2 protein-coding genes are annotated in these 1,513 nt (G+C 26.9%); both read left to right on the top strand.

What is annotated here, in order from left to right; genetic code table 11:
* Positions 1-286 precede the first annotated feature (286 nt).
* The gene (locus CN514_RS21580; RefSeq protein WP_056471929.1) at positions 287-955 is read left to right on the top strand and encodes a response regulator transcription factor; all 669 of its coding nucleotides are present in this window, start codon (positions 287-289) and stop codon (positions 953-955) included.
* Between the two features lie 2 nt (positions 956-957).
* The coding region (locus tag CN514_RS21575) for a hypothetical protein (protein WP_141529470.1) at positions 958-1,513 on the top strand (556 nt) is incomplete at its 3' end.

Here is a 1,513-nt window from a genome sequence, read left to right as displayed (position 1 = left end):
ATTACATAAATTAAGTGGTAATAAAAAAGTTTTTACCTTATCTTTTTGAAAGCTTTAAATATATTTTTAAATAAATTTTAATCGTTTTTAAGTGAAATTATTAGAAAATGTACACAATAGGTAGTAATATCAAGGTTATTAAGTTAAAACATTAAAAATTTCTAATAAAACTCTAATTAAATTTTAAAATATTCGTAAAGCCATTTTCATCTTAAACAGATATCCTTATACAGTACAAAATAATAATTTTATAGATGTTATTATAAAAAAATGAGGGATAAAATATATGAAAAAAATATTAATTATAGAAGATGAGAAAGAATTAGCAAATTTTATACGATTAGAATTAGAGTATGAAGGAAATGAAGTTCATATTTCAAATGACGGTAGAGATGGTTTAAACCTAGCGATCGACCAAGAATTTGATTTAATCTTGCTTGATTTAATGCTTCCTAATTTAAGTGGTATTGAAGTTTGTAGACGAATTAGAGCGCATAAAGACACACCAATTATTATGATTACAGCTAGAGATAGTGTTTTTGATCGAATTTCTGGTTTAGATAGTGGTGCAGATGATTATATTTCAAAACCATTTGTTATTGAAGAACTTTTAGCTCATATGCGAGCAATCTTTAGACGAATCGATCGTTCAACAAATTTACACTGCTTAAAGTTTAAAGATTTATCATTAGATTCTGCAGCTCGAGTTGTTAAAAAAGATGAAGCGATCATTGATTTAACTAAAAAAGAATTCGATTTATTGTATTTATTAATGAGCAATGTAAATCGTGTATTAACTAGAGAAATTTTATTAGAAACTGTATGGGGCTATGGCTCTACAATTGAAACAAACGTAGTGGATGTTTATATTAGCTACTTAAGAACAAAACTAGATGATAAAAATAATACCTATATTCACACTGTAAGGGGTACTGGGTATGTAATGAGGATGTAGAGGTGAATCTTACCTTGTTAAATAAGCTTTCGATTAGATGGAAAATAACAATTACAATCGCTGTGCTTATGTTTGTCATATTTACATTATGTAATCTTATTCAAAGTGCTTTGATTCAAATGTCAGTGATGAATCAGCAGCAACATCGCATTGAAAAGAGATTAAATGATACGTCAGCTTATTTAGATGAAGAATATAAAACGAAACGACCTAATGCGGCTTCTTTTGCAGAAAACAAAGCATATTTTGAAAAAATTATACAAAATAATGAGATGATTCGATTAATCGATAATCATGGAAAAGAAATATTAACAGTCTCAAGAACTATGCCTAAAATTCATATTAATAAAAAAGACTTCGGTAAAGTCCAAAAATATAGACTACACAATCAAGAAATATTAATTAATAGTAAGATGTTACATTATAAGAATTTTGACGGTGTATTAGAAGTTGCAATGAATGTTGAAATCTTTTCGAAATTAATTAAAGAATCTTTCATGATTCTCATTCTGGGAACAACCATTTCGTTAATTTTAAGTATTTTAAGCGGTTATTTCT

This window comes from Bacillus sp. AFS001701 (assembly GCF_002559405.1).
Lineage (GTDB): Bacteria > Bacillota > Bacilli > Bacillales > Bacillaceae_G > Gottfriedia.
The sequence above is the reverse complement of the archived record's forward strand: the minus strand, read 5'-3'. Positions and strand labels throughout refer to the sequence as shown.

What these genes read in the sequence shown, in the direction of transcription:
- CN514_RS21580 (WP_056471929.1), top strand. Translation starts at nt 287, where the DNA reads ATGAAAAAAATATTAATTATAGAAGATGAGAAAGAATTAGCAAATTTT.